Genomic DNA, 23,620 nt, shown 5'->3' with positions numbered 1-23,620 from the left:
GACAGTCGTTTATTTAAAGACGAACCGTTTCAAGCCCTCAGCTTCAAACGGCGCCCATTTGCCTTCGGCTTGGGCGAGGCGATCCGCTAGCGCGTACATGACGAGCGGGTTAACGCCGAGGCCAATATGGCTGGCAGGTACACAAATGTTTTCTGTCTGGGTTTTTTTATTCGGACGCTGGATCGAACCCTTCCACGCGACAACGCCATCTGTTTTTGTGTAGATTGACGTTGTTGGGACGGGCGGAGCTTGGCTGATCGTTTTCAATCGCTCTCCCATGGTGTCGTCAGGTTTTCCATTGAAAGCTTCGTAGAGTCGGCCCGCATTTGAATGTTCCATATCTCCTGAAATCGGGCTGCCGAGCGAGATTACGCTACGCACCATATGTGGATTTGATTTAGCGACTTCACGCGCAAAAACGCCACCGAGGCTCCAGCCCACGAGGGAGACTTTCTCGCCGTGTTTTTCATACACAGACACAAGCAAAGCATTCATTTTGGCTTCGCGGTCCTCATTAAACCGCAGGTTCCGACCCAAACCCCAACCATGGGTTTTATACCCCAGATCTTTAAGCAGTTTGCGCATTGGTTTGGTGGAATAATCGCTGGCCACAAAACCTGGGAAGAAAATAACGGGATGGCCGTCACCTTTGGGCAGACGTTTCATCAACCGACGCAGCATCACAAAGCTCGTCATTTCAACACTCGCACGAGCCCCTTCGGTGAGGGTCCAGAATAGAGCAGGCCCTTTCCGAGACAAGCCGAGTTGCGCAGCGCCTTGGGGCGCGATCTTTGAAGACGTCAAAGACGAGGTAAGCGAGATCGACATGTTATTTCCTTTGGGTCGTTTCATTGAATTCGGGACCCGTATTTATTCGCAACCAATGTGCGGTGATTTCTCTAAGAAGATCTTACTACGCCTTGGGCGGCGTTTTAGGTGACCCGTTAGATGTCTTAGTAGTGGTTTTGACAAGCGTCTTATCCGTTGTCATTTTCTTTCGTACCACCCTCTTCTTCGTCTTCACTTTGCGATCAGCAGCTTCCGCTCTAGCAGCTTTAGATTTTTCAAGTTCTACAACGGCAGCAATGTGATCATCAAAACTGGCCTGCAGACATTCCGAGTAAAAATCAGGATCAGGAACTGCACTCCGACAGGCGGTAAAGGACAAAGTCACCTTATCGACATAGCTATGCACGACATGGCCTAACTTCACGCCATCGACGAGACAGAGCATTCCGAAGATATCAATAAGTTGCGCCCCTGCCGAATAAATCGGGACGGGCGGGCAGGGAACATTCGTTACGACTGTATTGACGAAAGGCTTTACATGATCGGCCAATTTGAACTGGGAGAAAATTTTCGCGCCGATGTTCATCATGGGAGCAGGCGCGAGTTTCGCCATCTCCGTCATTTGACGCGCGCCCATGGCGCTGGTGAAACTTTTGGCTTTGATTGTTTCTTCCGTAACATATTTCATCCGCTCTCGCGCCGATCCAATATGTGAGCCGAGCGGCACAAACATGGCTGACACTTGATTGCCCATCGTGTTTTTCTCGGCTTCGTCGCGCACTGATATCGGGGCCATTGTGGTGACGGATGTGTCGGGTAGCTCATTATAACGGTCCAGATAGAGGCGCATGGCCCCACCTGTAATGGACAGCATCACATCATTGAGTTTTGATCCCTCTGCCAAAGCGCGAAGGCGTAAGATATCTTTGAGCGCAAAGGTCCGCGCATCAAACATGCGATGCGGGGAAACCGTGCCATTAAATCGAGTTTTGGGCGCGTTCATCAAAGCTTTAAAATCAAACTCTTTTTTGATCAGGCCTTTGGCTGTGCGCATCATGCCGGGCACGGTGTGGCGCATCGCTTTGGCTTGGCGGATGGGGTTCGTTAAATTGCGAACATAGCCGCGCGCAAACATCCCAATCTGGCTAGGGTCGGCTTCTGGGCGCCATGTGTCAGGTGGCAGGGGCGCGTCCTTATCAATCGTCAGCGTATGCAGCGCGTTCATCATGTCGACACCAGATACACCATCAATTGCAGAGTGATGTACTTTGGTGAGCATGGCGTAAGAGCCTTTTGGCACGCCAGGAATATTGTCCAAGCCCTCGACAACCGTGATTTCCCAAGGTGGACGGGACAGATCTAACGGCCGCGCAAAAACGCGTGCCGCTTGAATACAAAGCTGTCGCCAATCCCCCGGCTTGGGTAGGGCGACGTGGCGGACATGATATTCGATATCGAAACTACTGTCTTGAACCCAATAGGGATAATCGAGGCCAAAGGGAACTTTGACCATCTTTTGACGCATCGTTTCGCACAAATGCATGCGGCCTTCGATGAAGGATAGAATATCCTTGAAACGGACAAAGCCTCCCGGCGCTGTCGACGGATCATAGATCAAAACAGACCCAATATGCACGGGTGCAACGGGCCGTTCCATGGCGACAAAAACCGTGTCCAAGCCCTGCATCTGTTTCATAATATACCCCTATGACGCCCAATTATCTTGAGCTTTCGTTCTTATCTTTAGAAACAGCACCCTAATTCGAACCATGTCAAGCAATCGTCCTCCTTGGGGCGGGATCGCTATTCATCTTGACGATTACCCGTTTTTGGCACATATGGCTGGTATTGAAGCAAGCCGTCCTGGTCTTGCCGCCAATTCCGACCTTCATTTCCATATGTTCTGATCGCGCCACGCGCCCAATCGGATGGCTCTCTCCCTAGACTGAAAATACCCTATGACTGACCTTTTAAACCAAGACCTTGATGAGATGACCGCCATCTCATTGGATGATCTTAAAAAACTCAAACCCAAAGAGCTTATTCGCTTTGCCGAAGAGGTTGGCATCGAAAACGCGGCATCGATGCGGAAGCAGGACATTTTCTTTGCTGTCCTAAAAGACCTAGCCGAAGACGAAGTGCGCACCGATGGTTCGGGCGTTTTGGAAGTGCTCCAAGATGGCTTTGGCTTCTTGCGTGCGCCTGATGCCAATTATTTGCCGGGCCCAGATGACATCTATGTCGACCCAAAATTAATTCGCAAATATGGTTTGCGCACGGGTGATACGGTTTCAGGTGAAATCCGCTCTCCTAAAGAGAACGAGCGTTATTTCGCGCTGTCCGATTGTACGTCGATCAACTTCTCCACGCCGGAACAGGCGCAGAATAAAGTTCACTTCGACAACCTCACGCCGCTTTATCCAGATGAGCGTATGCAAATGGAAATCGAAGACCCGTCCCGCAAAGATAATTCGGGCCGCGTTATCGATATTGTTGCGCCAATCGGTAAAGGCCAACGCGCCTTGATCGTCGCGCCGCCGCGCACAGGTAAAACCGTCCTGTTGCAGAACATCGCCCATTCCATCGAGAAAAATCACCCCGAGTGTTATGTGCTCGTGCTGCTGATTGACGAACGTCCAGAAGAAGTCACCGACATGCAGCGTAGCGTTAAAGGCGAAGTTGTGTCTTCGACCTTTGATGAGCCTGCTACACGTCACGTACAGGTCGCCGAAATGGTCATTCAAAAAGCCAAGCGCCTGACAGAAAACGGCAAAGATGTTGTCATCTTGCTCGACTCGATCACGCGTCTGGGCCGCGCCTATAACACGGTTGTTCCGTCCTCTGGTAAAGTCTTGACTGGTGGTGTGGATGCTAACGCCCTGCAACGTCCAAAGCGTTTCTTTGGTGCGGCGCGGAACATCGAAGATGGTGGCTCGTTGACGATTATCGCAACGGCGCTGATCGATACGGGTTCACGTATGGATGAAGTTATCTTTGAAGAATTCAAAGGTACAGGTAACAGCGAAATCGTCCTCGACCGTAAGGTTGCGGATAAGCGCATTTTCCCGGCGATCGATGTGACGAAATCTGGTACGCGGAAAGAAGAGCTTCTTGTGCCGGCTGACGTGCTGCAAAAGACTTACGTCTTGCGCCGCATCCTCAACCCGATGGGCACAATGGACGCGATTGAATTCTTGCTGTCGAAATTAAAAGACAACAAAACAAATGCGGACTTCTTTGATAGCATGAATACGTAGTAGAAGACAGGTTTACCAAATTGAAGAGGCCTCTGAGTTAAGCTCAGGGGCCTTTTTTGCGTTCTGGGACAGGCGCGAAAATATATAGCCGCCAAGACCTCCCGCCAACATTTGCAGACCAATTCCAAATCCGCTGCGCGCGCCTGCGATCAGAGGCACGCCAAAAAAGACGGTTTGCATGGCGTAAAGCATAACGATCATCGCGGTAGCGCCCGCCACGACATAGACTATGGGACGTCCAAATTTTGCAAGACGGAAGACAAGTCCGCCTGCAAAAAATGCGACGACGAAGGCGAGGGCGATAAAGGCCCCGTAAAGGCCGCCCAGATGGAGAACGTCATAGGCCGTCATAGATAGGCGCTCGCCAATGGTAACGTCCGCACCAACCCCGACCAAACGCGCGAGTACATTTTGTGTTTGTAGAATCACCGCTAAGACAGTGGTCGTGACGACTGCGGCAAACCAACTGACAACATATTTGAAAATCTGTTTCATATGGCTATGGCTAGAGCGGAAGCTGACAACGGGTCAAGCGGGAGTTCGCCATGCTGAGTGTTAATCGGAGTGGGTCAAAACGGGGACTGAGCCTCGTCCTTACGAGTGCTTTGCTGACAGCGTGTCTCGAACCTCAACCTGCGCCAGACTTACCAGCGCGTCCGTCATCGGATTTCACCATCACGAACTTGGTTGATCGCCTAGAAAAACCTTGGTCCGTTGCGGCGCTGCCTGATGGCGGATTTTTGATCACGGAAATTTCGGGAAAATTATTGCGGCACACTCCCGGCGTGGCACCTGTCGAGATCAGCGGCCTGCCAAATGATATTTTCGTTGGCGGACAGGGCGGGTTATTAGATGTTGTCCTATCTCCCGATTTTACCCGTTCTGGCGAGGTCTATATATCTTACGCCTATGGCACAGAAGATGCGAATGGAACCGCGCTTTTGCGGGCCACGTTCAATGGCAACGCCTTAGAAAACCCTACAGTCATTTTCCGTGCCAGCCCGCCCAAATCTGCGGCGCAACATTTTGGGGGAAAGATTGCGTTCCTCCCTGACGACACGCTGGTGCTGACGCTCGGCGATGGGTTCGCCTATCGCGAAGACGCGCAGAAAGCTGATACGCATTTGGGTAAATTGGTGCGCCTGAATCGCGACGGCGGTGTGCCGTCAGACAATCCTTTCATCGGTAAAGACAAAGACGGCCGCGCATTCAAACCGCAAATTTATTCGTTGGGGCATCGTAATGTGCAGGGCCTCGCGGTAGATTCAGAAACAGGTGAGCTGTGGGAGCACGAACATGGCCCGCGTGGCGGCGATGAATTGAACCGTATCATAGCGGGCGCAAATTACGGCTGGCCATTGGCCACCAAAGGCCGCGATTACCAAGGCGCACGAATTTCGCCCTATGAGAGTTTTGAAGGCATGATCGACCCCATCCATAATTGGGTGCCGTCCATCGCGCCGTCAGGCCTCGCGATCTATCGCGGCGATATGTTTCCCGACTGGAATGGCGACGCGCTTATTGGGGGCCTCGCCAGTCGTGACCTCCGTCGGGTTGACCTCGAAAATGGTGTGAGCGTCGGCGAGGAAGATTTACTTTCTGACTTGAACGGGCGCGTCCGCGATGTGCGGGTTGCCTCGGATGGGGCCGTTCTGATCTTGCTCGAAAGCCGCGACGTGGATGGCGACGGGAAATTGGATGCAAATTCAGGTCAACTTCTGCGAATAACACCCAAGTCATAATCCCAACTGCACATGTTCCTGCGAATGATTTGCAAAGTTGTTGACACGCATTCGCAACTACAGTAGCGAAATTGTATGATACATTGCATCTGCAATAATATTAACACAGCCAAGGTCGATGCGGCGGCAGCGCAAGGCGCTGAAACGGCCGCTTGCGTGCAAAAAGCTTGCGGGACGCGTTTTAACTGTGGTCAATGTCGTGTCGATATTGATGCCCGCCTGCGGAGCCTTCGCGCCCTAAATCCGATCCTTCAAGCCGCAGAATAGCTTAAATTTGCGCGAATGATTTGCACATGCACGGATAGCGGTTGACCGCTGCCGCGTTCCTGTGAAGACTTGCATTCAATGACGTCACATCACTGATGTCTTCTCAATTTTTATAAACATATGAGGCACCACATGCGCGGCGACCCAAAAACAATCGAATGGCTCAACACGGCTCTCAAGGCTGAATTGACTGCGATTAACCAATATTTCCTTCATTCCCGCATGCTCAAAGATTGGGGCGTGACCAAGTTGGCGAAGAAAGAATATGAAGAATCGATTGAGGAAATGAACCACGCCGATGAAATCATCGAGCGCATCCTCTTCCTCGGCGGCCTCCCAAATCTCCAAGACCTCGGCAAACTTTTCATCGGGGAAACGGTCGAAGAAATCTTGCAATGCGACATGAAACTCGAAGACCACGCCGTGCCGATGTACCGCGACGCGGTTGAGCATTGCGAGAAAGTCCGCGACTACGGTACGCGCGACATCCTGCAACGCATCCTGACCGAGGAAGAAGAGCACGTCGATTACCTCGAAACGCAATTTGACCTCATCAAGCAAATGGGCATTCAGAATTACATTCAGCTGCAAAGCGGCAGCGTATTGGACAAAGAGGGTTAGGGCGTAAAGCGGCTCTTTATGAAAATCTTCAGACCCATTTTAACCTTGGGTCTTTGCGCAAGCTTCATGGCTTGTGCACCTGCTAACATCCCGTCTGATGCGGCGCGTGAATGGGGCTTCCTAACGAGCCATGTTTGGACGTGGGGTGAAAAGCTAGATCAAGGCTGCGTGTCTTGGATGGCAAAAGAGGCTTGGGCGAGCGTTCAAATTTTCGTTGAAACTGAGGGCCCTTGTCCTAGGACAGACAGCTTCTCCCCCCTAAACGGTAAAGGTCTTTCCTATGACTCCTCACGGGATCATCTAACGTTCCAAGGCTATTGGCCTTGGTCGACCTCTGTGTTTACCGACCTCATAGTCTTTGATGATAAAGGGATGTGGGTCGAGACTTTGCCTTGCCCATATACGCTATCCTCCGCGCAAATTGGCACAATGAAAATTGCGGCCAAACAAGCGCTCAAAACGGCGAAAACAGCGGGCGAAGAAAAAATGCTCACCCGTATAAATGAACGCCTAGCTGTGATGGATGGAGCTGCCCTATCCAGCTCCCAAGGCGGCTGTACGGATGTTCCCGCAGATCGCGCCGCATCTCAATCAAGCCGTGACCTCAAACTCTGGGTGACCGATTAGACCGCTAACACATCTAACGTAAATGTCATCTGCAAGGAGCGCTCGCTTAACCCCCTGCAAAGACTTCCGCTTTACGACCTGTTCACGATGTTACGGGTTGGTTTCATATGTTTGGCGGCCGCGCTATCTTCGGTCTGGCTCTCTGGGTGTGGCTCCGCGCCTCGCGTGAATGAACCTGCCGCACAAACCTCTGGCGGCGGAATTGTCCTCCGAGACGCTGTCGCCTATTCACAAATTGACCCCCGCTGGAAATCTGACCGCTTGGGTAACACGCGCGACACAATGGGCAGCGATGGATGTCTCGTGACCTCGGCTGCGATGGCGCTGACAAACCTCGGTTTTCAGACCAATCCCCAAGATCTCAACAAGCGCCTGACGGAAACAAAAAGCTACACCAACCGTGGTTGGTTGATTTGGGATGGCATTCGGCGCGTGACCGATGGGCGAGCGAAAGCCACCTTTTTCGATAAGGTCGATGCGCCGACGATTGATCAATGCCTACGTGACGGTGACTACCCCATGGTTCAATTTTACTTGCCGAATGGCCGATCGCACTGGGCCATGATTGTCAAACATGACGCGCGTGGCTATCACATGCGCGATCCGCTGCGCACGAGCAAGAAACCGCTTATTTTCCCAGCGGGCGTAAAGGGCTTCCGCGCTGTGCGCTGTATTGGGTTGGCGGATTAAAATGTCATTTCTTATTTTGTTTGTAATCGGACTCACCGCCATTCTCCTAGTCCCCAGTTTGATCGTCATTTTTTGGAAACGGAGGCCAATTTTGGCCTTCGCTGTTGGCGCGACCGTCGCCTATCTGACGATGGTGGCCCCCGGTATAATCAAAACATTTCAAGCCAGGATGATTTACGGAACGGGTGACCCAGAGCTTATGGCGGCGGGAATTTCAGAAGCGCTAGTGAATGCTCTGTTCTCTCTGCCCATCACACTTCCGGTATTGGCGCTCATCCAATGGATCGCGCGGCGACGGTTTAAGAAAAAACAAGCTTTGTCGGACAAAGCGGGGAAAGACGTTTTCTCCTGAGGGTGGGGCGAAGGCGCACTTATGATCTTACTGCTGCTCGTTATTCTCTCGTCCGTGCTTTTGGCCATTCCCAGCTTCATCGTTTTAAGGTGGAAAGCCCGACCGGTTCGATCCTATCTCATTGCTCTTGGTGTTTTATATCTAGCGATCAGCGCGCTGATGGCATGGGGCTTAAGCGGGAATGAAATGTTCGAGGCGGAAGAACCCAAATTCCTGTTCGCGGAAAAGATTATCTTTGCGCTCGCTATTCTTTTTGTTCTCGCACCCATTCTTGCTCTGATTCAGTGGTTCGGGCGCCGTCGATATAAACGCGAGTTGGGCGTTTCCCGTGAGAAAACAAAACAGACCTTTGACTAAACAAAAATGCGCCGAACACCCTCTCCGATGTCGGCGCTTTCTTAAAAGCGAAGCTGTGCGGGCCTTATTTCCCCATAACTTTGCCGAGGATCGCTGTCAGCAACCCGCCGCCAACACCGCCCGATACGATACCGCCCAGAATGCTACCGATGTCCAAACCCGCTTGGTCGGCAGGGCTGGCAAACACGCCTTCCAGACCTGGGATCATCGGCGCTAGCGCCGCGAGGCCGGTGCCCCCGACTACACCCATTAAAGCTCGGGACAAGAGTCCGAGTTTTAGCCGCATAAATTCACCAGCGACTACCCCGCCACCGGCGCCACAAAGAAGGCTAAGGGTTAGAGATAATGAATCCAAAAAATAAGTCCCCGAGTGGTTTTCTCCGAACGGGATAGGGCCAAACCCGATTGAACCGCAAACAATTTCCACGGATACGTAAAGACGAACACGCTACCTCTATTTGCAGGTTTGACAAACTAACGTCATAAAGTTCTTGATTTGTTCTTTCACTTCTGTTTTCCTAAAGCTTATATAATTTCGTTCGATGCCGACGTGAGGACCTATGGTCGCCCGCTTAACCACCGTTGCTTTTCAAGGCACAGAGGCGCGCCGCGTTGATGTGCAGGTACAAGTCGTGTCGGGCGGAAAACAAATTTTCAATGTCGTTGGCTTGGCAGATAAGTCAGTTTCTGAGGCCAGAGACCGCGTCCGCGCCGCCTTTGTATCCTTGGGTCTGCATCTGCCGGGTAAACGCATTACCATAAATCTTGCGCCCGCCGACTTGCCCAAAGAGGGCGCACATTATGACTTGCCCATTGCGATTGGCCTCCTCGCCGCTATTGGCGCAATTCCTGCTGATGCAGTCGCGGGTTTCGCTGCGATCGGCGAACTCTCCCTCGATGGAACGATCTGCGCGGTGCCAGGCGCATTGCCAGCAGCGGTCATGGCCAGCAGTCATAATCTAGGTCTGATTTGTCCCGCTGAAAATGGAGCCGAAGCCGCCTGGGCCGGCGACCTTCCCCTTCTGGCGCCTCAAACCCTCGTCCAATTGATCAATCATTTTAAGGGAACACAGGTTCTGGCCCGTCCAGAGGCGGGTCAAATGCGAGAGCTAGACAGCCCGTTAGATATGCGGGACGTCCGTGGTCAAGAAACTGCGAAACGAGCTTTGGAAGTTGCTGCCGCTGGTGGACATAATCTTCTGATGGTGGGTCCGCCCGGTTCGGGAAAGTCCATGTTGGCGGCGCGCCTTCCCGGACTATTACCGCCACTGGCTGCGAATGAACTTTTAGATGTGTCGATGATCCACTCCGTTGCGGGATTGCTCAGCAAGGGGGAGTTATCTCGGGCCCGGCCCTTTCGATCGCCGCATCATTCGGCGTCAATGGCGGCCATGGTTGGCGGCGGGTCCAAGGCCAAACCGGGCGAAGCCTCACTCGCCCATCGCGGCGTCTTGTTCTTGGACGAGCTTCCCGAATTTACGCCCCAAGTTTTGGACAGTTTGCGGCAGCCCCTCGAAACAGGTGAAATTTCCGTTGCCCGGGCCAATGCGCATGTGTCCTATCCCGCGCGGTTCCAGCTCATTGCAGCCATGAACCCCTGTCGATGCGGAACGGGTGGGGCCGATGGCATTGCGTGTCGTCGCGGCGCGCGCTGCGCTGCTGATTATCAAGCGCGCGTATCGGGACCATTTATGGACCGTATTGATATTCAAATTGATGTGCCCGCCGTCACGCCTGCCGATTTGGCGTTACCCCCCGCTTCTGAAGGGACGGCTGAGATCGCATTGCGGATTGCGGCGGCGCGGAACCGACAAATGGATCGGAATGACGGTGTGGTGAATGCCGCCTTAGGTCAATCAGAGCTGGAAGGTGTGTCGGAACCCGATGCCGATGGCCGCAAACTCTTGATCCAAGCCGCCGAAACGCTTGGCCTCACCGCGCGGGGGTATCACCGTGTCTTGCGGGTGGCCCGCACATTGGCAGATCTTTCAGGATCAGACGGTGTGCACCGCTTACATATCGCAGAGGCCCTATCTCACAGGCGGGCGCGAACGGGATTGGTGGCAAATCAGGCCCAGACAAATGTATCTAGCCGAACGCCACGAAATCCATTTTACTCGCAATAGACAGATGGATACTCGCGCGAGGGTTGATTTGACAATAAATACAAACCTAAATGTCTCCGCGATCGCAATATTTTCCAGTATGGTAACCGTTTTTTCAGATTGAGGGTTCAAAACGGGTGGAAACCTAACCCACCGTCGCGATGTGACTACATCACCAGATGTGTGGACTTGGGTAAAACCAGGGATGATATCATGTCACCAGACGACATTTTTGCCGCACAATTTTGGCCTTGGCCCGACCCCGCGATCAAGCGGGACGCACAAGGGCGTGTTTTATTTGTCAACGCGGCCTTCTTGGCCTTATATGGTGGGCGTGTCGAAGATTGGCGCGGAAACGCAGTCGGCGGCTGGGCGGCTCCACAAGTTGGTGGACCCTCGCGATTTGAAACTCGCATGCCCGCAGGTGATGGCACAGAACAAGTTTATGACTGGATGGAACAAACGCTGGCTGATGGTCACGCGTTCGCGCTCGCACGAAATGTAACCATCTTTACTCAAGCGCCTGATCCAATCCCCAATGAAACCTATGCGCCAGAGCCAGACTATACGCCTGTCCAACAAAACGAGCCGCCAGCTGCTCAACAAGAGCAAGCGGCCGATGACCGAGCCTTTGCTCAGAATGGCGCACCAGCTGAGATGCATAACCCTATCGCCGCGCATTGGGAGAACGTCGATACAAGTTCTGAAGAGACCTACGCTGAACCAGACTATGCTGAACCGACTTTTGAGCCTGCACCTGCGGCAGCACACCAGCCTGAGATGGCTGCGCCTGAAATTCCCGTTCCGCAAATTCAAATCCCGGAAATCGAAATTCCGTCTGACGAGGCTTACGCCCTAACAGAACAGGTACAGCCACAGCGTCAACATCAAGACGCCCCACGCGAATTTGAACGCCGGCCGCTTCCGATTGAGGATGAATCTGCGGTTTTAGGCAATAATTGGCGGGACGCTGTGATTGCGAAAGCCGTCGGCGCCGCTGATGTGGCCAAAAATATTGAGCCAGCAGCTGCCGAAGTAGAAACTCCAAGTGCAAACAGCGATAGGGAAGGTCCAATCCGCATATTGTTGGCTGAAGACAACGCTATCAATGCACTTCTGACACGGACGCTACTGGAGGCTGATGGTCACACGGTTGATACCGTCGAAGACGGGCAACTCGCTGTCGAGGCCATGAAATCATCTACCTATGATTTGATCTTCATGGATATGCGTATGCCAAATATGGATGGCCTTGAAGCCACGCGTAAAATTCGCACATTGCCAAATGTCAGCAAAGGTCTGCCAATCATCGCCCTGACAGCCAACGCATTTGATGATGATCGAAATGCATGTTTCGACTCTGGCATGAATGATTTCATGACCAAGCCTGTCAGCGCGGAAGAACTCGCTGAAAAAGTTCGGGACTGGACAAACCCAGAAGCCAAAGCCCGCATCGCAAACGCGGCTTAGCTTGAAGCTTTAAACGCGTTCGCTTCTGGCAATTCGGACCCACTCGGCGAGCGCCAGAGCGCTCGCAACGCCCCCGAATGCTGCACATAGTACAAAAGCTCTCGCGAAACCCTCTTCCTCAATAATCGCCCCGATGGTTGGCCGTCCAAGAACGCCAAGCAACATCACCAAGCTTGCCAAGAGTGAGTATTGCAAGATCGCGTAACGCTTCGAAACGATTGAGGATAAATAAGCAATCGAAGCCGCGCTGGCCACGCCAACTGCGATATTCTCAACAGCAATCACGCTCGTCAGTCGGGCCATGCGTATGTCCATGCCAAACGCCCCGAACAAATGATCGATTTGGAAAAAGATCAAAACTGGGTCCGTATATGTTGCGCCCATAGCCAGATCAGCAAATAATAAATTGGTCACCGCCGCAAAGACCGCCCCGAAAAAGAAAACAGGCATGCGTCCAAAACGCAGCATCGCTAATCCGCCGATTGCGATCCCGGCGATCGTTGCAAAGACCCCAATAAGCTTGGATGCAAAACCAACCTCTGTCAGCGTATGCCCTAGCGCGCCATAATTTTCTCCGAGATAGAACGGATAGGCAAACCCGCCCCAAATCAAATCGGTGAAACGATAAGATAGAACCACCATCAGCACTAGAATTGCTGTCCAACGCAGACGCCCAACAAGCTCCATCATTGGCTCTACAATGGCCATAAATAAAACGCCCAGCACGCCTTTGGAGGCTTCATAGCTCCCGGCTTCGGCCCGGCTCTGAAGGTAGACGAGCCAAGCCGATACAATGCCTAACCAAATAACCGTCGACACCACCACCCAAGGGCCTTGGTTTCGGATAAAGTCGCGGGCGCTATGATTTTCGGGATCACTCAAAACTCCGACAGCGAAATCTCCGATCAGATAAAAGCCGATTACCCAGCCCGCCAGCACCAAGAGAGTGCCAATGTTTTTCTGTTGGGCGCTTAATCCGCAATCTTGATCATTTGCACTCCTGTCCCAGTCCTCAACCTGCGTTGGATTGGCGAGGATAACGCCTAAGACCGACGCCGCCAGCAAGCCCGTCGCCGCCAAAAAGGTGAACCGCCACCCGAAAATATCGGCGAAGATCAACGCGACGAAACCACCCAACATGGACGCGGTTCGGTAGCCAAATTGCTCCACTGTTGAAAGTATATCCAAATGTTGGTCGTCTCTGGCAGCTTCGATCCGCCACCCGGCTAAGACAATGTCAAAGCAGGATGAGCTAAACGCAATCCCGACAGCGAGCGCCGCAATCAGTCCAAGCCCTGATGGAGGTTCTGAAAATGATAGGATGCCCATGCCGATTGTTGAGATACCCAAAAACAGGAACATCCAAAATCGTCTTGGGCCAATATTGAGCCCCAAAGGCGTACGCCGACTCTGCAGTGCAGCAGCCCACATAAATTTGAAACCGTAAGCTAGGATCGCCCAAGACAGCAGTCCAATTTCAACAGGTTTTACGCCCGTCGTGGTCAACCAAGCGTTCAAGGTACCCGCTACAATCACGTAAGGCAGGCCAGAGGCGAGGCCCAAAATCAGCATCGCCAGCACTTGGCGATCTGTTAAAGCTAGCTTTAGGGCTTGGCGCGTTGTTAATTTTGAGGGGGTTGCTGTCTGGCTCATGTCGTCTTGCTTAGGGCAAGCGTCTCGGCCTTCCAAGGTCTTTGCGCCCCATCAGAATAAACACACCAGCTAGATGCAGTTTTACCGATGCCTAGTGCTTGCGGCCTTGCCCGTTTTGGGACAGGTTCCCGCCCGAAATGACAACGCAAACCAAACCCGAAAAAGCGCATAAGCTGACCCCTATGATGGAGCAGTTCCTTGCTATCAAAGACGGTGTCGGGCCTGAGGCCGTCCTGTTTTATCGCATGGGTGATTTTTACGAGCTTTTCTTTGACGATGCCGTTCGCGCGGCTGCGGCATTAGATATTGCTTTGACCAAACGCGGCAAGCATTTGGGCGAACCTATCCCAATGTGCGGCGTTCCCGTTCATTCCTCCGAAGTTTATCTTCAGCGCCTGATTAAAAAAGGTTTTCGTGTTGCGGTCTGCGAACAGACTGAAAGCCCAGCGGAAGCCAAAAAACGCGGCTCCAAATCCGTTGTTCGCCGCGAAGTCGTACGGCTCGTAACGCCCGGTACGCTGACGGAAGATTCACTCCTAGATGCGCGGGGCTCCAATATGATCGTCGCGATGTCTCGCACGCCCGCGGGGGGTCATGGGTTGGCGTGGGCGGATGTTTCGGACGGGACCTTTAAAACGGTGTCTGCGCCCGCCAAAGATGTGCCCGCACAACTCGCCGCGCTGAGCCCGCGCGAATTAGTGTTGCCAGAAGCCCTGTATCATGACGCCGACTTCATGGGCGATCTTTCATTGGACGGTATCGCGCTCACGCCCCAACCCGAGACTAAATTTGATGTTCGTGCGGGTGAACGCCGCTTGTCTGAACGTTTTAAGGTCGGCGGCTTGGACGGATTAGGCGATTTCTCAAATGCAGAAATTGCGGCGGCTGGGGCCTTGTTGGAGTATCTGCAACTCACGCAAGCTGGGGCACCTGTTCAACTCTCCGCGCCTAAAGCCTCGAAAACGAGTGGGTATCTTGCGATTGACCCTGCCACGCGCGCAAGCCTTGAGATTGATCGCACGCAAAAAGGATCACGGTCTGGGTCATTGCTGTCTGTCATCGACCGGACTGTAACGGGTCCCGGCGCGCGGGAGCTCTCCGTTCGGCTCAATCGCCCCTTGCTGGATGTTGACGATATCAAAGCACGCTTGGACGCTGTCTCGTTTTTCGTGGAACATGAAGATATGCGCAGGGCCCTGCGCGGACATTTGCGCGGCGCAGGCGATATGGCTCGGGCGGCCTCTCGTTTGGCGCTCGGGCGCGGCGGGCCGCGTGACCTCAAAACGCTCTCCGAAACTTTGCGTCTGGGCGAAACGATCAACGCACATTTCGCACAAAGCCCTGACATCAAACCCCCAGCCAATGTCGAGCGGGCCTTAACCGGCATTAGTCTGGCGCAAGAACCTGACATTGCAAAGCTTGCGCGGGATTTAGGTAAAGCTCTTCTGCCAGATGTCCCGATGCTGGCGCGCGACGGGGGATTTGTGGCGACAGGATGGACGCCAGAAATCGATAAGCTGAAAACGCTACGCGATGACTCGCGACGTTTGATTGCAGGGCTTCAAGCTGAATATGCTAAACTCGCAGAAGTTTCGACGTTGAAGATCAAGCATAATAATGTGCTGGGCTATTTCATCGAAGTTTCGCCCAAACATGCCGACACCATGCTATCGAAGGGACCCGAAAGCCCCTTCATTCATAAGCAGACATTGGTGTCAGGTGTGCGATTTACCACCGTGGAACTCGCTGATCTCGACAGCCAGATTGCCAGTGCGGCAGAACGGGTGACCGCCTTAGAGCTTGAGGTCTTCAACGGTTTCGTTGAGCGCGTGATAACCCATGTTGAAACTATTCGCGGGATGGCGGCCTATCTCGCGCAATTAGATGTACAAGCAGGGTGGGCGCTTTGGGCCGAAGAAAACAGAGCTGTGCGCCCCATTGTGAATGACGGTCCTGACTTCATCATCAAAGGTGGACGACACCCCGTCGTCGAGGACGCGCTGCGCAAATCGGGCGCGCCCGCCTTCACCGCCAATGATTGCGCTTTGTCATCAGACGCGAACTCTGCGGCCCGTCTGACTTTGATTACCGGCCCCAATATGGCGGGTAAGTCGACCTATCTGCGCCAAAACGCGCTGATGTTTATTCTCGCGCAAGCGGGCGGGTTTGTCCCCGCGGCTTCGGCCGAAATTGGCGTCGCGGATCGTCTGTTCTCTCGCGTCGGTGCCTCTGATGATTTGTCCAAAGGTCGCTCGACTTTCATGACCGAAATGATCGAGACAGCCGCGATCCTCAATCAATCAACCGAGCGTAGCTTTGTGATCTTGGATGAAATCGGACGCGGTACTTCCACCTTTGATGGGTTATCCATTGCTTGGGCGAGTGTGGAGCATTTGCTGAGCGTGAATAAATCACGCGCCCTTTTCGCCACGCATTATCATGAACTAACGGAACTCATTGATGGTCTGGATGGCGCGGAGAACGCGAGTCTTCGGGCGAAAGAATGGGATGGCGATTTAGTCTTTCTCCATGACGTTCGCCCTGGGGCGGCGGACCGCTCTTATGGTGTTCAGGTCGCAAAACTAGCAGGTTTACCCATGGCGGCGGTTGAACGCGCACGGGCCGTATTGGAACGATTAGAGTCTGAGTCTGTGAATTCAGCCTCCGCCCCTGTCGGCTTGCCTCTTTTTACAGCGGCCGTGACGACGCCGCCTGAGCCTAGCGCATTAGAGCTTGCTTTGGCGCGCCTTGATGTTGACGCCTTATCGCCCCGACAAGCCCTTGATCTCCTTTATGAACTGAAGGTCAAAGCCCAAGAGAAGATAGGATAATATGGCCCGCATCCCACAAACATCCGCTGGCATCCCTGACCGCGCCGCGGCGCCTGACACAGATTTGTCCCAAGTCGATTTAATTTCAGAATTAGATGCATTGTCGGCGCAGGGCGGCGATGATTTACGCCTCAACGTTTTGACGCTGTTGAAGATGCGACTGGCGGAAGCCAAGAATAATGCGCAAGAGCGGTTTGAACATGGCCGCCTGGACGGGTTGGAAACAGCGCGGCTCTTGGCCTCTGTGCATGATGGTATCGTTACCGCGTTATGGGATTTTACAACGCGCCATATTGCGCCTTTGACAGCGGTCGAATCAGAGTCAGAGCGCCTCGCACTTTGTGCTGTGGGTGGATATGGGCGCGGCGAGATGGCGCCAGAATCTGATCTCGACCTTCTGTTCCTGACTCCCGATAATAATAGCTCCCCTCGCACAGAAGCGGTCACCGAATATATTCTTTACATGCTCTGGGACCTCAGCCTCAAAGTTGGGCACGCCTCGCGCACAGTGGAACAATGTTTGAAGCTCGCAAAAGAAGATCAGACAATCTTGACCAGCCTCTTGGATGTTCGACATTTGGCTGGGGATGAGGCGCTCTCGGAGGACCTTTACCGCCAATTCCGCAAGACCATCACCCGCGGAAAAGGACGAGCCTATATTGCGACCAAACTGGCAGAGCGGGACGAACGCCATGACCGCGCAGGTAACTCCCGATATGTCATTGAGCCGAACATTAAAGAGGGCAAGGGCGGTCTACGTGATTTGCACGTGCTTTATTGGATTACCTCTTTTCTGGACAAGGCGGGTCAGATCACGGATCCGCAACGCGCCTATGATTATGCCGAAATGGGTTTGTTTGATGAACGCGCGGCAGGGCGCTTCAGGCGAGCGGCTGATTTTCTCTGGCGAACGCGACATCATTTGCATTGGACGGCAGGCCGTCCGACGGAGCAGCTAAGCTTTGACATGCAGGTCAAGCTCGCACCGAAAATGGGTCATGCCGTTCCCGAAGTCGAAGTCGCGGTGGAGCGCTTCATGCGGGAATATTTCACCAATGCCCGCGAAGTGGGCGCGCTGACGCGAATTGCCTGTGCGAAGCTGGAAGCCGAAAAGGCCCTGAGGCTTCCCAAAAGTTTGGATAAATATTTACCGGGGTCGCGGCGAAACCTTAAAAACGAAGACTTTGTGATTGACCATGGGCGATTGATGTTTGCCGATCCGATGACCATTCGTGAAAAGCCGTCGCAAATTTTGCAATTATTCGAAACCGCAGGTCGCCGAAATATCGATATTCACCCCGATGCTTTCTCTGAAATTGATTTCCGTCGTAATCTGATTGACCACGATTTCCGAAATAGCCCTGAACATTCAGAAATTTTCCAGAAGACACTTCTGACCGCCAAAGCCCCATATGCGACGTTAAAAACGATGAATGAAGCGGGTGTCTTGGGACGTTATCTTTCCGAATTTGGTGGCATTGTCGCGCGAACGCAGTTCAATATGCATCACGCCTATACGGTGGATGAGCACACATTGCGGCTTATCGATAATTTCGACAATTTGGCAAAGGGGCGCCTCGACGCTGACATGCCTGTCACCGCGCGGATTGCCGCCGAATTTGATAATACGCAACGGCTGACCATGATGCTGGCCTGCCTCCTCCATGATACAGGCAAGGGCAAAGGTGATCAGTGTATCGAGGGCGCGCAACTCGCGCATCGCGCCTGTAACCGTTTAGGCATTCCTCAAGACATTACGGATGATGTCGCGTGGTTGGTCCGGCGTCACTTAGATATGAGCGAGACGGCCCAGCGCCGTGATATTTCAGACCCTGATACAATCGCGGCTTTCGCAAAGCTGGTGGGCTCTAAACGGCGCTTGGACCTATTGGCTGTATTGACCGTCGTGGATATTCGTTCCGTGGGCCCCGGCATTTGGAATGATTGGAAAGCCACACTCTTGCGTGGCCTTTATATGGCAACGGACGCCTATTTAGATGGCCGTGAAGAGCTTGCCCCTGCCGCTAAAGCCGCAGCGCGGAAAGAGCAAATTCTGGAACGGCTAGAGCCTGGCAAGCCCGAATTTATTGCGCCAATTACAGATCACCTCCCCGATAGTTATTGGATTGGTTTCACCATGAAGAAACTGGTGATGCATATGGCGTATTTTGAAACGCTGTTAAAGGCGGGTCATGATCCTTTGCTTCATTCTGCGACGCAGACACGCGTTAATCCACGCCGTAAGGTGACAGAGCTTTGGGTGCTAACCCGTAACCGTCCTGGATTATTTCGAGACTTATCCCTGGCGATTACGGCCAGCGGCGCTTCGATTACGGGCGCACGCCTGAATACGGGCGATGATGGAATGGTCATGAATGTCTTTTATCTTCTGAGTGCAGATGGTGAAGCTTTTGGTGAACATTCTGCTCACCTCCTTGAAAATTTGCGCAAACGATCTCGTATGGCCGCCGATGGACAGACAGACGGATTGGCTGTTCCCAAACCCATTCGGTCCCGTCGCGCGGGGGCCATTCCTGTCCGACCTCGGGTGCATTTTCCGGAAACGGGGGATGGCAATGCCTGTATCATTGAAGTTCAAGGTCGTGACCGACCAGGGCTTTTATACATGTTGGCGGCCGAATTAAGCCAAGAAGGTTTTGACATTACCTCAGCCCATATTGAGGTTGTCGGCACCACCGCTGTTGACGCTTTCTACGTGCGCTGTGCCGCTCTGGACGACGCACGGAAAAAAGTCGTGCGCAAGAGATTGCTTAAAATTCTACGGGACCCTGATAAAAAGTCAGCAAAGAAGGCAGCCTAAGTGAGACTTTTGCGTTCCACCGCTGTGATTGGATCGCTGACCTTGGTCTCGCGCCTCTTGGGTTTGGTGCGCGATATTTTAATTGCGCGTTTTTTAGGTGCGGGCGTCGTGTCCGACGCCTTTTTTACGGCCTTTAAACTCCCGAACGTCTTTCGTCGTATGTTTGCAGAAGGCGCATTTAATGCGGCCTTCGTGCCGCTCTATGCCAAGCGTATTGAACAAGACGGCGAAGCCGCCGCCGATGGATTTGCCAGCGAGGCGGCCGCGGCCTTGTTCTTTGTCGTGGCGCTTTTGGTCATCGGCTTTGAGCTGACCATGCCGTGGACCCTCAATATTATCGGCTATGGTTTGGGGAAAACTCCCAACGCCGCAGGTATCACGCCCTATGATTTGGCCGTGCTCTATGCCTGGCTGACCATGCCTTACCTCTTGTTTATGTCCATGACGGCCTTGTTCTCGGGTGTGTTAAATACCCGAAATCATTTTGCCGTCGCAGCCGCCGTTCCGATTGTTTTGAACGTTATGATGATCGGCACACTTTGGGCGGTGGGAAGTTTGGCGTGGTCTCAGCGTTTAATTGGCTTGGCCCTATCTGCGGCCATCGCGGCGTCAGGGGCGCTGCAAATGATACTGGTCGTTTGGGCCTGTCGCAAAGCGGGCGTCAAATTTGGTCTGCGGCGGCCACGCTTTACTACGGGCGTTCGACGACTTTTAATCTTGGGTGTGCCCGGCATTATAAGTGCGGGGATTACGCAAATTAACCTCCTTGTCAGTCACGTCATCGCAACGACCCAAGAGAGCGCGGCGAGTTGGCTCACCTATGCTGATCGCCTTTATCAGTTACCGCTTGGAATCATCGGTATTGCGATGGGCGTCGCGCTCCTACCAACACTCTCTCGCGCTATTCGGGCGGGCGATGATGCGGGGGCGAAAATGTCGCTTAATCATGGGATCGAAATCTCTCTTTTCCTAACGCTACCTGCGGCCGTTGCGCTTTACGTCATACCTGATTTTCTAATCTCCGGCATTTATCAACGCGGCGCTTTCACGCCCGACACAACTGCTCAAGTGGCCAAGGCGTTGCGATGGTTTGCCCTTGGCTTGCCAGCCTTTGTTTTGCTGAAGGTCTTAACACCTGCCTTTTTTGCGCGCGAAAACACGCGAACCCCTATGATTTGGGCGGGCATTTCTGCGGCGATCAATCTCTCTCTGGGCTTTGCTCTTTTCAAAACAATTGGGTTTCATGGTTTGGCGCTAGCCACATCTATCGCCGCTTGGGTCAATGTCCTCGGCCTCGCGATTTTATTGCTGCGATCTGGGGATATGGTGCTCGGGGTTAAATTACGGCGGACATTGCCCCGTATGGCGCTTGCAAGTGCGATAATGGGCGTGGGCCTATCTTGGGTGCAGATGCGGCTACCAGATTTGGGCGACTTGAACATTCTGATGGACTTTATCTGGTTGGGCGCTGTCGTGGGCGGCGGATTTGTCCTGTATGTCATCGCCGCCACCCTCTTGCGGGCGTATGACCCCGCAGATATAGGCAGGGCGTTCTCTCGCTCGGTGAAAACACCCTAATAAGATGCCAAAGGCATAATTCATGACTGACTCCTATTCTGGACCTGATCGCGTCTTTTCTGGCGTTCAACCGTCTGGCTCCTTGCACCTTGGAAATTATTTGGGGGCGTTGAAAAAGTTCGCCGCCCTTCAACATGAAAAAGACTGCGTTTTTTGCATTGTCGATTTGCACGCGATTACTGTGCCGCAAGACCCCGCTAAACTGGCTGACCAGACGCGAGAAATCGCGGCTGCCTATTTTGCTGCGGGCGTCGATCCGAAAAAGGCGATCGTTTACGCGCAATCTTCGGTGCGCGCGCATACAGAGCTGGCATGGTATTTCAATTGCGTCGCCCGAACCGGGTGGTTGAACCGCATGACACAGTTTAAAGACAAAGCGGGCAAAAACGCTGAACGCGCCTCTGTTGGTCTCTATACGTACCCTGTGCTTCAGGCCGCAGATATTTTGGCTTTCAAAGCCACGCATGTTCCTGTGGGCGAAGATCAGAAACAACATTTGGAATTGTCCCGTGATATTGCGGCAAAGTTCAACCACGACTTCAACGCGCCCAATTTCTTCCCAATGCCAGAGCCTTTGATCAAAGGCCCCGGCGCGAAGGTTATGTCCTTGCGTGATGGCACTAAGAAGATGTCAAAATCTGACCCGTCCGACGGATCGCGCATTAATTTGACCGACACCGCCGATCAGATTGCAAAGAAGGTCCGCAAGGCCAAAACAGACATGGGGGCCGTCCCATCCAGCGCTGAGGAAATGGAAGGTCGCCCTGATATTGCGAACCTCATTGGTATTTATGCGGCGCTGTCAGAACGCAGCGAGGCCGATATTATGAAGGAACATGGCGGCAGCCAATTCGGTCCCTTCAAATCGGCACTGGCCGATGTCGCGGTGGAAACTCTGCGGCCCGTGACGGAATTAATGAATCGGTATTTGGCCGCGCCGGACGAAATTGATGTGATTTTATCTAAAGCTGGTGATGACGCCGCCGCGATTGCCGACCCCATTGTCGCGGATGTCCGCCGTATTATTGGATTTAGAGGAGCTTAAATCATGCGCCATTTTCTTCTAACCCTTGCCATTCCAATCGTCGCCAGCTTTGCCCTCGCGGGCTGTGGTGAACATACCCATTTGGGCGAAGGCATTGAACTCTCAAACGTGCGAATTAATCCGCCCCTTCCTGGACAAACAACTGGCGTCGCTTTTATGCGAATAGACAATCATGGAGATACGGATCGCCTGATCGCGGTGTCATCATCCGTCAGTGATCGCATAGAACTTCACACCCATATCGAAGAAGGCGGCGTCATGAAGATGCGCCGTGTTGACGGAATTGAACTACCCCATGGCGAAAGTGTCGATCTAAAGCCCGGCAGTTTTCACGTGATGATATTTAACGCTGAAATGGCGCTGGGCGATGAGGTCGTTTTGACATTGGACTTCGAAACAGCGGACGATTTAACGGTTGTTGCGCCTGTCGTTATGCGTGGTGAAATGCGCCAAGGCGACATGGACCACGGCAGCCATTAAAGTCTAATTAAACGAAAGATTTCGGAAGGGCTCGGCGTTCTTCCGAGATTGTTTTTGTATCTTTTGGATGCGCGTGAGTTCCGATTGAAAATTCTCATAGCGCGTTACTGTGCTGGGGTGGGAGCTATCATCTGCTGTGCCGCCGTGGTGTGGATGGGCCGCGCGCTCCCAATAGGCCACGGCGTCGGTCACATCATATCCACTTCGCGCCATTAAGACGAGTGCCATACGGTCAGCTTCTAACTCTAACGCCTGACTTTGGGGTTGATGGACATGGCCCGCAATCACGTGGCCCATTTCATGCGCGATCACGAGGGCAAGGTTCGTGTCATCGGGCACAGAACTCATCAATGCGGAGGTGATTAAAACTTCGCGACCATCTGTATGTCCATTCATGCGCTCTGAAAACACGACCTTCGCTGGAATATCGCACGCCGTCTGAGGGCGAATGCGCGCCGTATATTCACGCCCTTCCGTGGTTCGAACTTTAACTTTGGACAGCACACTATCAAACCCATTGCGCAGAACCGCCCGATTATAGGTGTCCATGATTGGGTCGGAGCTGATCGGGTTTTCATTTACCGACAAAATCTGATCGCCAGGTTCCAAGCGTTGCGCCTCGGCTGATGACCCGGCCCGCACTTCGCGAATGAACAGCCCTTTGCTTTCCAGCCCCAGCATAATTTCCGCCATAGGACGGATCGTTTCTGGGTAATCTTCCAAGCGATGCGTGTAAAAACCGGGGTCCCGAATATTGTCAGGACACAGTGAAGCATTGGCAATTCGTAAGGGCGCGGCGACGCGCGAGAGGCGACGGTTAAAAGCTTGATACTCAGCCAGAACCTGCTCGAAAGTCGTATCATCGGGCCTGGGTGACGTCGGAGACATGATACTGACGGTCTGGATTTCGGACAGGTCTTGCGCCGAAGCCTCAT

21 protein-coding genes are annotated in these 23,620 nt (G+C 53.1%); 15 read left to right on the top strand and 6 right to left on the bottom strand.

The genetic code is table 11. The annotated features are described in order from the left end of the window. Positions 1-9: 9 nt before the first annotated feature. Both IE073_RS08125 and IE073_RS08120 read right to left on the bottom strand, forming a co-directional pair. Positions 10-828 (bottom strand): esterase/lipase family protein, encoded by an 819-nt coding sequence (locus IE073_RS08125; protein WP_189584085.1) that lies wholly within the window; start codon positions 826-828, stop codon positions 10-12. Positions 829-913: 85 nt separating this feature from the next. Further along, positions 914-2,485, bottom strand: coding sequence for a WS/DGAT/MGAT family O-acyltransferase (locus tag IE073_RS08120; protein WP_233349935.1), 1,572 nt, complete (start codon positions 2,483-2,485; stop codon positions 914-916). Between the two features lie 295 nt (positions 2,486-2,780). Here IE073_RS08120 and rho point away from each other — a divergent pair, with 295 nt between their 5' ends. Continuing rightward, positions 2,781-4,046, top strand: a complete 1,266-nt coding sequence (gene rho / locus IE073_RS08115) for a transcription termination factor Rho (protein WP_373298703.1) — start codon at positions 2,781-2,783, stop codon at positions 4,044-4,046. 12 nt (positions 4,047-4,058) lie between these two features. Here the strand turns inward: rho and IE073_RS08110 are convergent, their stop codons facing one another. After that, complete coding sequence (locus tag IE073_RS08110; RefSeq protein WP_189584079.1) at positions 4,059-4,541, bottom strand: hypothetical protein; 483 nt, start codon at positions 4,539-4,541, stop codon at positions 4,059-4,061. A gap of 50 nt (positions 4,542-4,591) precedes the next feature. Between IE073_RS08110 and IE073_RS08105 the strand changes: the two genes are divergently transcribed. The 7 genes from IE073_RS08105 (at position 4,592) to IE073_RS08075 (ending at position 8,702) form a co-directional block, all read left to right on the top strand. Continuing rightward, the gene (locus tag IE073_RS08105; RefSeq protein WP_189584076.1) at positions 4,592-5,788 is read left to right on the top strand and encodes a PQQ-dependent sugar dehydrogenase; all 1,197 of its coding nucleotides are present in this window, start codon (positions 4,592-4,594) and stop codon (positions 5,786-5,788) included. 75 nt (positions 5,789-5,863) lie between these two features. Next, entirely contained in the window at positions 5,864-6,055 is a 192-nt protein-coding gene (locus IE073_RS08100) for a (2Fe-2S)-binding protein (RefSeq protein WP_189584073.1), read from the top strand. A 132-nt stretch (positions 6,056-6,187) separates the two neighbouring features. Further along, positions 6,188-6,676 carry a bacterioferritin gene (bfr, locus tag IE073_RS08095; RefSeq protein WP_189584071.1) on the top strand — a complete coding sequence of 163 codons (489 nt, stop codon included), beginning with the start codon at positions 6,188-6,190 and terminating at the stop codon, positions 6,674-6,676. A gap of 18 nt (positions 6,677-6,694) precedes the next feature. Further along, positions 6,695-7,303, top strand: coding sequence for a hypothetical protein (locus IE073_RS08090; protein ID WP_189584068.1), 609 nt, complete (start codon positions 6,695-6,697; stop codon positions 7,301-7,303). Between the two features lie 87 nt (positions 7,304-7,390). Beyond that, positions 7,391-7,993, top strand: a complete 603-nt coding sequence (locus IE073_RS08085; RefSeq protein WP_189584065.1) for a hypothetical protein — start codon at positions 7,391-7,393, stop codon at positions 7,991-7,993. A gap of 1 nt (position 7,994) precedes the next feature. Next, positions 7,995-8,345, top strand: coding sequence for a MotA/TolQ/ExbB proton channel family protein (locus tag IE073_RS14155; RefSeq protein ID WP_233349933.1), 351 nt, complete (start codon positions 7,995-7,997; stop codon positions 8,343-8,345). Positions 8,346-8,366: 21 nt separating this feature from the next. Then, positions 8,367-8,702, top strand: coding sequence for a hypothetical protein (locus tag IE073_RS08075; RefSeq protein ID WP_189584062.1), 336 nt, complete (start codon positions 8,367-8,369; stop codon positions 8,700-8,702). A 64-nt stretch (positions 8,703-8,766) separates the two neighbouring features. Here the strand turns inward: IE073_RS08075 and IE073_RS08070 are convergent, their stop codons facing one another. Continuing rightward, the gene (locus IE073_RS08070; RefSeq protein WP_233349931.1) at positions 8,767-8,952 is read right to left on the bottom strand and encodes a hypothetical protein; all 186 of its coding nucleotides are present in this window, start codon (positions 8,950-8,952) and stop codon (positions 8,767-8,769) included. A 310-nt stretch (positions 8,953-9,262) separates the two neighbouring features. On the opposite strand from IE073_RS08070, the gene IE073_RS08065 reads away from it, so the two are divergent. Beyond that, on the top strand, positions 9,263-10,828 hold the full coding sequence (locus IE073_RS08065) for a YifB family Mg chelatase-like AAA ATPase (protein ID WP_189584056.1): 1,566 nt from the start codon (positions 9,263-9,265) through the stop codon (positions 10,826-10,828). Between the two features lie 192 nt (positions 10,829-11,020). Next, positions 11,021-12,277 (top strand): response regulator, encoded by a 1,257-nt coding sequence (locus tag IE073_RS08060; protein WP_189584053.1) that lies wholly within the window; start codon positions 11,021-11,023, stop codon positions 12,275-12,277. 9 nt (positions 12,278-12,286) lie between these two features. Here IE073_RS08060 and IE073_RS08055 read toward each other — a convergent pair whose 3' ends face one another. After that, complete coding sequence (locus tag IE073_RS08055; RefSeq protein ID WP_189584050.1) at positions 12,287-13,930, bottom strand: MFS transporter; 1,644 nt, start codon at positions 13,928-13,930, stop codon at positions 12,287-12,289. A 137-nt stretch (positions 13,931-14,067) separates the two neighbouring features. Between IE073_RS08055 and mutS the strand changes: the two genes are divergently transcribed. Genes mutS through IE073_RS08030 form a run of 5 tightly spaced genes read left to right on the top strand, consistent with a single transcriptional unit; the run spans position 14,068 to position 22,685 of the window. Continuing rightward, positions 14,068-16,761 (top strand): DNA mismatch repair protein MutS, encoded by a 2,694-nt coding sequence (gene mutS, locus IE073_RS08050; protein WP_233349929.1) that lies wholly within the window; start codon positions 14,068-14,070, stop codon positions 16,759-16,761. Position 16,762: 1 nt separating this feature from the next. Then, on the top strand, positions 16,763-19,582 hold the full coding sequence (glnD, locus tag IE073_RS08045; RefSeq protein ID WP_189584047.1) for a [protein-PII] uridylyltransferase: 2,820 nt from the start codon (positions 16,763-16,765) through the stop codon (positions 19,580-19,582). Beyond that, a complete protein-coding gene (gene murJ / locus IE073_RS08040) occupies positions 19,583-21,160 on the top strand; it encodes a murein biosynthesis integral membrane protein MurJ (protein ID WP_189584044.1) in 1,578 nt (525 codons plus the stop codon). 22 nt (positions 21,161-21,182) lie between these two features. After that, entirely contained in the window at positions 21,183-22,205 is a 1,023-nt protein-coding gene (gene trpS, locus IE073_RS08035) for a tryptophan--tRNA ligase (RefSeq protein ID WP_189584040.1), read from the top strand. Between the two features lie 3 nt (positions 22,206-22,208). Continuing rightward, positions 22,209-22,685: a copper chaperone PCu(A)C gene (locus IE073_RS08030; protein ID WP_189584037.1), complete on the top strand. Its 477-nt coding sequence runs from the start codon at positions 22,209-22,211 to the stop codon at positions 22,683-22,685. Positions 22,686-22,688: 3 nt separating this feature from the next. Here IE073_RS08030 and IE073_RS08025 read toward each other — a convergent pair whose 3' ends face one another. Then, positions 22,689-23,573 (bottom strand): M48 family metalloprotease, encoded by an 885-nt coding sequence (locus IE073_RS08025; protein WP_189584035.1) that lies wholly within the window; start codon positions 23,571-23,573, stop codon positions 22,689-22,691. Between the last annotated feature and the right edge of the window lie 47 nt (positions 23,574-23,620).

This window comes from Litorimonas cladophorae, assembly GCF_014652455.1.
GTDB lineage: Bacteria > Pseudomonadota > Alphaproteobacteria > Caulobacterales > Maricaulaceae > Litorimonas > Litorimonas cladophorae.
The sequence above is the reverse complement of the archived record's forward strand: the minus strand, read 5'-3'. Positions and strand labels throughout refer to the sequence as shown.